This window comes from Cupriavidus sp. FW216-B1, from assembly GCF_058789195.1.
Genome location: NZ_JBYTEL010000012.1, coordinates 168,740 through 176,679, shown reverse-complemented (window position 1 = coordinate 176,679; position 7,940 = coordinate 168,740). Strand labels below are relative to the sequence as shown.

At 67.0% G+C, this 7,940-nt stretch carries 10 protein-coding genes; 6 read left to right on the top strand and 4 right to left on the bottom strand.

The genetic code is table 11. The annotated features are described in order from the left end of the window. Positions 1-106 precede the first annotated feature (106 nt). From AC3WXD_RS23550 to AC3WXD_RS23540, 3 genes are all read left to right on the top strand, one after another. Positions 107-778, top strand: a complete 672-nt coding sequence (locus tag AC3WXD_RS23550; protein WP_492324806.1) for a hypothetical protein — start codon at positions 107-109, stop codon at positions 776-778. 61 nt (positions 779-839) lie between these two features. Then, a complete protein-coding gene (locus AC3WXD_RS23545) occupies positions 840-1,088 on the top strand; it encodes a DUF4224 domain-containing protein (protein ID WP_492324805.1) in 249 nt (82 codons plus the stop codon). 3 nt (positions 1,089-1,091) lie between these two features. Further along, the gene (locus tag AC3WXD_RS23540) at positions 1,092-2,162 is read left to right on the top strand and encodes a tyrosine-type recombinase/integrase (protein ID WP_492324804.1); all 1,071 of its coding nucleotides are present in this window, start codon (positions 1,092-1,094) and stop codon (positions 2,160-2,162) included. A 299-nt stretch (positions 2,163-2,461) separates the two neighbouring features. Here the strand turns inward: AC3WXD_RS23540 and AC3WXD_RS23535 are convergent, their stop codons facing one another. Together AC3WXD_RS23535 and AC3WXD_RS23530 are read right to left on the bottom strand one after the other, a co-directional pair. Beyond that, entirely contained in the window at positions 2,462-3,076 is a 615-nt protein-coding gene (locus AC3WXD_RS23535) for a PIN domain-containing protein (RefSeq protein ID WP_492324803.1), read from the bottom strand. Next, positions 3,073-3,588, bottom strand: coding sequence for a helix-turn-helix domain-containing protein (locus tag AC3WXD_RS23530; RefSeq protein ID WP_492324802.1), 516 nt, complete (start codon positions 3,586-3,588; stop codon positions 3,073-3,075). The genes AC3WXD_RS23535 and AC3WXD_RS23530 overlap by 4 nt, the downstream gene beginning before the upstream one ends. Before the next feature lie 276 nt (positions 3,589-3,864). On the opposite strand from AC3WXD_RS23530, the gene AC3WXD_RS23525 reads away from it, so the two are divergent. The 3 genes from AC3WXD_RS23525 to AC3WXD_RS23515 all read left to right on the top strand — a co-directional run bounded on the left by AC3WXD_RS23525 (position 3,865) and on the right by AC3WXD_RS23515 (position 5,646). After that, positions 3,865-4,455, top strand: coding sequence for a TetR/AcrR family transcriptional regulator (locus tag AC3WXD_RS23525; RefSeq protein ID WP_020204394.1), 591 nt, complete (start codon positions 3,865-3,867; stop codon positions 4,453-4,455). Between the two features lie 117 nt (positions 4,456-4,572). Then, a complete protein-coding gene (locus AC3WXD_RS23520) occupies positions 4,573-5,307 on the top strand; it encodes a cysteine hydrolase family protein (protein ID WP_454730973.1) in 735 nt (244 codons plus the stop codon). 105 nt (positions 5,308-5,412) lie between these two features. Continuing rightward, positions 5,413-5,646 (top strand): DUF2798 domain-containing protein, encoded by a 234-nt coding sequence (locus tag AC3WXD_RS23515; RefSeq protein ID WP_059410576.1) that lies wholly within the window; start codon positions 5,413-5,415, stop codon positions 5,644-5,646. 206 nt (positions 5,647-5,852) lie between these two features. Here the strand turns inward: AC3WXD_RS23515 and AC3WXD_RS23510 are convergent, their stop codons facing one another. Together AC3WXD_RS23510 and AC3WXD_RS23505 are read right to left on the bottom strand one after the other, a co-directional pair. After that, on the bottom strand, positions 5,853-6,245 hold the full coding sequence (locus AC3WXD_RS23510) for a RidA family protein (RefSeq protein WP_454730972.1): 393 nt from the start codon (positions 6,243-6,245) through the stop codon (positions 5,853-5,855). A 58-nt stretch (positions 6,246-6,303) separates the two neighbouring features. Continuing rightward, complete coding sequence (locus AC3WXD_RS23505) at positions 6,304-7,917, bottom strand: AMP-binding protein (protein ID WP_454730971.1); 1,614 nt, start codon at positions 7,915-7,917, stop codon at positions 6,304-6,306. Positions 7,918-7,940 lie beyond the last annotated feature (23 nt).

Below are 7,940 nucleotides of genomic sequence, written 5' to 3'. Positions count from 1 at the left end.
CTTGGGCCTGAACAAGGACGGCAGCCCCAAGCACCCGCTGTACGTCGCTGGCGCGGTACGGCCCGCTCCCTACCAACCCCATGCGTAACCACCAGATACCAACCCTATGAGTACCGACACGATCACCCGATACCCGCTGGCTTGGCCGACCGGCTGGCCGCGCAAGACCGATGCCCAGCGCGCCGAGGCGAAGTTCGGCCGCGGCACCTCCACCGAACACCGGTGGTCGGACGGCACCTCGACCGTCTACCGCAGCAAGAAGGCCCTGACCGTCTCGGACGGCACAAACCGCGTGCTCGACGAGCTGGCACGCCTCGGCGCGCGGCCGGGCTCGACCGTCATCAGCACCAACGTGGCTGTCCGCCTGGACGGCCTGCCGCGCTCTGGCCAGCGCGAGCCCGCCGACCCGGGCGCCGCCGTCTACTGGCAGGACCGCGCCGGCGCGCCGCGCGTGATGGCCATCGACCGATACCGCGCGGTGGCCGACAACCTGGCCGCTATCGCGGCGACGCTGGAGGCCCTGCGCGCGATCGAGCGACACGGCGGCGCCCAGATCCTGGACCGTGCGTTCACCGGCTTCACCGCCCTGCCGTCGCCGGCGGCGCCGAAGGGCTGGCGCGAGGTGATCGGCGTCCCGGCCGGCGAGCAGGATCTGGCGGCCGTCCGCGCGGCGTACCGCCGGCGCGCGCAGTCGGCGCACCCGGACCGCGGTGGCTCGCACGAAGAAATGGCGACGCTCACGGCAGCGATGCGTCAGGCGGAGCAGGAACTGGAATGACCGAAGCAGCAGCACGTATGATTGAAACGACCCGGCGCGCCTGGGGTATTGGAGGGAAGAAATGAGCGACACGTTCCTGTCGGCAGAGGAGGTAGCCGAGCTGTCCGGGATCCGGACTGGCCAGAATGGGAAGAGCCGCGAGGAACTGCAGATTGCGTGGCTCCGCACCTCTGGCATCCCGTTCTGGACGAATGCCCGCGGCCGCCCGGTCATTGCTCGTAGCGCCATCGAAGGCGCCTCGCGCGGCCAATCCGCATCGGAAGCACCCCGCAAGAAGTGGCAACCCCCAACCCTCGCTCTCGTAGGCTAAGCCATGGGACGAAAGCCAACCGTCAATCTGAACCTGCCCCCCCGCATGCGCGCACGGGTGCGCGGCAAGAAGACGTACTACTACTACGATGCCGGCGGCAAGCCTCGCAGGGAAATGCCGCTCGGAGATGATTTCATCGTTGCCGTGCGGAAATGGTCGGAGCTCGAGCAAATCGAGGCCCCATCCTCCGCCTTCGCTACCTGGCCTGACGCGCGCAAAAAATACGTTGTCGAGGTGCTGCCCAAGAAAGGCCGTCGCACGCAGGAGGACAACCTCAAGGAATTCGAGTATCTCAATGAATATTTTCAGGACGCGGCCTTGGAAGATATTGAGCCTACTCACATCCGCTCCTATTTCCGCTGGCGCGAGAGCAAGGCGCGCGAATGGTATGCGAAGATGGCGCGGCCGGCGCCGGAGAATCCTGGCCATGTGCGAGCCAACCGGGAAATCGCCCTGTTCTCGCACGTCTTCAACTATGCGCGCGAAACCGGTTTGACGAGGGCGTCCAATCCGTGCCTTGGGGTGAAGCGGAACACCGAGGATGGACGCGACGTGTATGTCGAAGACGACGTGTTCCAGGCGGTCTACAAGGCCGCCGATCAACCCACGCGCGACGCTATGGATCTGGCCTACCTGACCGGCCAGAGACCCGCCGACACGCTGAGGTTCGACGAGCGCCATATCAACGGCGCCTGCGAACTGGAGATCCAGCAGGGGAAGACCAGGAAGAAGCTGCGTATCGCCGTGGAGGGAGAACTGGCCGCGCTGATCGAACGCATTCGGACGCGCAAGAAGGGATACAAAGTGGTGAGCACGGCGCTTGTCGTCAACGAGAAGGGGGCCAGGTTGGGCCGCGAGGCGCTGCGCTCTCGCTTCGACAAGGCGCGGGAAGCGGCGGGCGTGAAGTTCGACGACTTCCAGTTTCGCGACCTGCGCGCGAAGGCCGGCACGGACAAGACCGACGCGGCTGGGGACATTCGGCAGGCCCAGCAGCAGCTCGGTCACGCCTCGGTGGCCATGACCGAGCGCTACGTGCGCCAACGCCGCGGCGACAAGGTCAAGCCCACCCGGTAATCCGTTCCGCAAACCGCATTTGAACTACGGTTTTAAGCGGCTTTCCGGCCGGTGTTATTGGGTGATTTGCGGAATATATTCTTGCTGTAACCTGTTGATTATATGGAACAGTCGAAAGGAATCATAATCCGCAGGTCCGGGGTTCGAGTCCCTGATTCGCCACCAGTATTTGAAAAGGGTTTCCAGGCAACTGGAAGCCCTTTTTTCTTGTCTGCGATTTGCCTGCGGCCTGCGGTTGCGCGGAGTTTGCTCCCGGGACAGAAAATCGACCGGGCGCCACCATCGCCTGAGGAACAAGCCTAGAGCGCGATCGTCCGCGCCTGATGCAAGCCGCGCAGCCGCTGTGCGGTCTTTACCTGCCCATCCCGCTCCAGGCGCGCCAGCAGCGCCTCCGGTTCGGGCCTGGAAGCCAGATCCAGACGGAACCGGCGGAACGCCGCCGCGACCTCATCCGGCTGTGCCACGGTCAATCCGTCGAGAAAGGCATCCGGCTTTTGCAGCACGATACCTAGCCCAGCGAGCGCGGCCTTCCTGAAATCCCTGGTATTGCGCGACACCAGCGCGACCGCCGGCGTGCCGGGATATGCCTTGGCGGCGATCAGGTAGTGCGCGCAAGCTGCAACGTGCGCGTCCTTCGCGGACCGCACTGCCGGCGCCACGGCCTGGAACTGGGCCTGCACGTCTTTCACCGACACCAGCGCATTGGGCAAGGCATCGCGCATGCGCGCCTCGTGCGCCCTGGCATCTTCCAGCGTCTTCCTCCGTCCGGTCTCCACCAGCGCCCGGCCAACCTCATCGAGAATCAGCGGCGACCAGTGCAGCTTGATCGGCCCCTCGTAGTCGAGATAGATCAGCATCCCGCGCGTCGTGGCCGCAAACAGCGTATCGGCATCGGCAACGACAGGAATGCTCACGACGAGAGGATTTCCTCGTCCAGATCCTCGGCCAGACGCTTGAGCGCCCTGGCCTGCCGCGCCCGTTCAGCCTCCTGCCAGCGGGTCACGGCGCTGCGCAGCACACGGCGCTGGTTGCCGACCTTCTGATGCAGTTCCACCGCGCCGGAATCGATCAGCTTGGCCATGTAGGGCCGGCTGACGCCGACGAGCCGCGCCGCCTGCTCGGTGGTGAGCAGCGGATCCTCCTTGCGAGCCGGCGCGGCCCGTCGAGCCGGCGCCTTGTGCTCCGTGGTCCACAGCTGCACGATCGCGCCCCCCAGCAATTCGACCAGTTCGTGCGTGATAGCCTCGTCGGCTTCCTTGCTGAGCTTGACGTGGCGCCGGACAACGGACACGACCGGCTCGACGTCGAACGACAGCTCGAACATCGGTACGCCACGGGCAGGCTCCGCGCGCGCCCTGGTCGCCTGGCTGGCGGCCGGCGCGGTACGTCGCTTGCGGGAAGGGGAGGAAGCCTGCTTGGTAGTCATGCGTTCCATGCTAGCACATTCTCGAAATACTCGAAATATTCGAAACGACATCCCGATGTCGACCAGAAGAATGAGCACGTCCGATGACGCCGGTCTTCCGCAAGTGAACACTGCGCACGACTCACCTCCCCTTGGCGCGCGTCGTCCCGAACGCCAGCAACGCCCCAAGCTTCTCCCCCTCGGTCATCCAACTCACGAAACAAACCAGCTTCCCATTGACAATAAATAGATGACCGACTATCTTAAAACCCGTCCCAACCCATAGCACGATCCACCATGCCAAGACCCGCCAATCCCGAAGTCCGTTCCCGCCTGCTGGCCGCCGGGCGCGACGTGGTGCTCGAGCTGGGCTTCAACGGCTGCGGCGTGCAGGACATCACGGCCGCGGCCGAGGTGCCGAAGGGCTCGTTCTACAACTACTTCGACAGCAAGGAGTCGTTTGCCGGCGAGATCCTCGAAGGCTACTGGCTGTCGATCGAGGCACGGCACGGGCCGCTCCTGTACGATGCGCGCGTCCGGCCGCTCGAGCGCGTTGCGCGGTTCTTCCACGCCTTGTCCGAGGACCACCGCCGCCATGATTTCACGCTGGGCTGCCTGATCGGCAACCTGTCGCTGGAGCTGTCGAACAACAGCGCGGAAACGCGGCAGGTGTTGTCCGGCGTGCTGGGCCGCTGGGAAAGCGCGCTGAGCGCCTGCCTGCGCGAAGCGCAGGAGCGCGGCGATCTGGCGGCCGGGCAGGATCCGGACGCGCTCGCGGCGATTCTCGTCGAAGGCTTCGAAGGTGCGGTGATGCGCGGCAAGGTCGAGCGCAGCGGCGCGGCGCTCGCGCGTTTCGAGAGCCTTGTCCTGCCGCGCCTGCTGCGCTGATTTTTTTTCCGCTTTTTATAAACCGACTGGTCACTTATAAAAGAGACCGGCCGCATCCGGCGGGAGCCGCCCGCCAGTCCCCGAAGCACCAACCCATCCCGAGCACAGAGGAATGTCATGACCCAGCAAAGCAACTCCGACGCGAACCAGCAGGCCGCGGCCAGCCCCTACGCCGATCCGGCGAACCCCGCCTTGCCGGCGACCGGCTTCAGGCTGGACCTCACCAAGGCCGCGCTGGTGGTGGTCGATCCCCAGAACGACTTCCTGAGCCCGCAGGGCGCAACCTGGTCGATGGTCGGCGCCAGCATCACGGAGAACGACACGGTGGCCAACATCGGCCGGTTGTTCCAGGCCGCCAAGGCCGCCGCGATCACGGTCGCCGTGTCGCCGCACTACTACTATCCCCAGGACCACGAATGGCATTTCGGCGGCCCCCTGGAGAAGGTCATGCACAGCATCGGCATGTTCGACCGCAAGGGCTCGCTCACCGTGGACGAGTTCGAGGGTTCCGGCGCCGACTTCCTCGAGGAATACAAGCCCTACATCCTCGACGGCAAGACCGTCATCGCCTCGCCGCACAAGGTCTATGGCCCGGAGACCAACGATCTCGTGCTGCAGTTGCGCAAGAAAGGCGTCTCGCAGGTCATCCTGGCCGGCATGGCAGCCAACATGTGCATCGAGTCGCATCTGCGCGAACTGATCGAACAGGGCTTCGAGGTCGCCGTGGTCCGGGACGCCACCGCCGGCCCGCGCCTGCCCGACGGGGACGGCTATCTGGCCGCCATCATCAACTACCGGTTCCTCGCGCACGCGCTGTGGACGACCCGGGAAGCGGTGGCGCAACTCGCGTAGCGCGGCCGGGAGCGGCACGGCCGGCGCGCCGTGCCGCTCCCGCCGGCGCTTCTCCTCCATCGCAAACGCCTCCGCAAACGCCTTCGCAAGCGCAGGCCGGACCCCATGCCGCATATTCCCAGCCGATATGGCCATTTCGTCTTTGGCGTTCTCCAGTCGGGACTGACCTGCGCGATCGCCGCGGCCATCGCGAACCTGCCCTTCGTCGCCGAAGGCACCTTCATCGGTCACTGGCTGCGCTCGTGGGCCATGTCGTGGCTGGTCATGCTGCCGGTCGTCGTGTTGGCAGCGCCCGTCATCCGCCGCGCCGTGGAGCGCATCACCCGGCCGGAGCGATAGCGATGGCGGCAGTGCGGCGCAAGCGTGGAAACACGCGGGCGTGCCTGATCGCTTTCCCTAGCTGCCGTGGCGAATCTCCGCCGCTACACTGGTCCCGCTCATTCGACACGAGCGCCCGACCGGAAGAGTTGGAGGAGAAACCCGCCAAGAGGATGCACCAGAAAGAGCCGCTTCGAGTCCGCCGCACGGGCTCTTTTTTTTTGCCCTCAGTCCGGCACCACCGCCGTGACTTCGATCTCCACCTTGGCGCGGTCCTCGATCAGCGCCGAGACCTCCACCGCGGTCATGGCCGCGTTGAAGCTGCCGATGATCTCGCGGAAGGCCTTGCCGATCTCCGGGTAGGCGGCCACGTAGGCGCGCTTGTCGGTGACGTACCAGGTCATGCGCACGATGTGCTCGGGGCGGGCGTCGCCGGCCGCGAGCACCGCGACGATGTTCGACAGCGCCTGGCGCACCTGCCCCGCGAGATCGTCGGTGTGGAACACGCCGTCGGCATCCCAGCCGATCATGCCGGCCACGAACACCGTGCGGCCGCGCGCGGATACGCCGTTGGCGTAGCCGCGTGGGCGCGGCCAGCCGGGAGGAAGGAGGACTTGCATGACGGTTGGCTCCAGGTCGGTTGGGTTCTGGTCGGTTGCCTGACGGTCAAGCCCGCGCTCATTGCGGCCCGTGCAGCTTGAAGCGCTGCAGCTTGCCGGTCTGCGTGCGCGGCAGCTTGTCGGTGAATTCGACGGCGCGCGGGTATTTGTAGGGCGCCACGGTCTGCTTGACGAAGTCCTGCAGCGCCTTCGCCATCGCCGCGTCGCCGGCCTGCCCCGGGCGCAGCACGACGAAGGCCTTGACGATCTGGCCGCGCTCGCCGTCGGGCACGCCGATCACCGCGCACTCGGCCACGGCCGGATGCAGGATCAGCGCGTCCTCCACCTCGGGCGCGGCGATGTTGTAGCCGGCCGAGACGATCATGTCGTCGGCGCGTGCCTGGTAGAAGAAATAGCCGTCGGCATCCATCAGGTAGGCGTCGCCGGTGAGGTTCCAGCCATCGCGCACGTAGTCGCGCTGGCGCGCGTCGGCCAGGTAGCGGCATCCGGTCGGACCCTGCACGGCAAGCTGGCCCACGGTGCCCGGCGGCACTTCGCGGCCGTCGGCGTCCACCACCCTGGCGCGGTAGCCTGGCACCGGCTTGCCGGTGGCGCCCGGGCGCGCGCCGCACTCGTCGTGCGAGATGAAGATGTGCAGCATCTCGGTCGCGCCGATGCCGTCGATCAGCTCGATGCCGGTGGCCTCCTTCCACAGCGCGCGCGTGGCCGCCGGCAGGACCTCGCCGGCCGACACGCATTTGCGCAATGGCGTGCGCCGCACCTCGATGCTGCGCGCGGCCAGCGTGCGGTAGGACGTGGGCGCGGTGAACAGCACGGTGGCGCCGAATTCGCCGATGCCGTCCAGCAGTTGCGGCGGGCTGGCCTTCTCCAGCAGCACCGTGGAGGCGCCCAGCGACATCGGGAACAGCACCAGCCCGCCCAGGCCGAAGGTGAACGCCAGCGGCGGGCTGCCGATGAAGACGTCGTCCTCGTTCGCGCGCAGCACGTGGCGCGGCCAGCAGGCGCAGATGGCCATGACGTCGCGGTGGTAATGCATGGTCGCCTTGGGCACGCCGGTGGTGCCCGAGGTGAAGCCGAAGATGCAGGTGTCGTCGGCCGCGGTGTCGACGTTGTCGAAATGCGGCGAGGCGCGCTCCATCGCCGCTTCCAGGCTGTCCGGCCCGTCGTAGTTGAAATGGCGGATCTGGCGCAGCGCCGGCGCGTCGAGCGCGGTCAGGCGCAGCTCGGCGGCCAGCGCCGCGTCGCACAGCGCGTGCGTGACGCGGCCGATCGCGGCGATGGCCTTGAGCTCCTTGGCGCGCAGCAGCGGCATGGTGGCCACCGCGATGCCGCCGGCCTTCATCACCGCGAACCAGCACGCCACCAGCATGGGGTTGTTGGGCGCGCGCAGCAGCACGCGGTTGCCCGGCACCAGCCCCATGTCGCGCACCAGCACGTTGGCGATGCGGTTGGCCTTGTCCCGCAGCTCGGCGTAGGTCCACGCCAGCCCCGGCGCGCGGATGCAGATGCGCTCGCCGCGGCCCTGCCCGACGTGCCGGTCGAGCAGCTCGGTGGCGCAGTTCAGGCGCTCGCCGAACTGCAGCTCGGGCAGCTCGAACCGGTACGCCGGCTGGAGTTCGGCCGGCGGCAGGTTGTCGCGGGCGAACGTGTCGACGTGGGCGCTGTCGGCCATGTCGCGGTCTCCTCGGTGCGGTG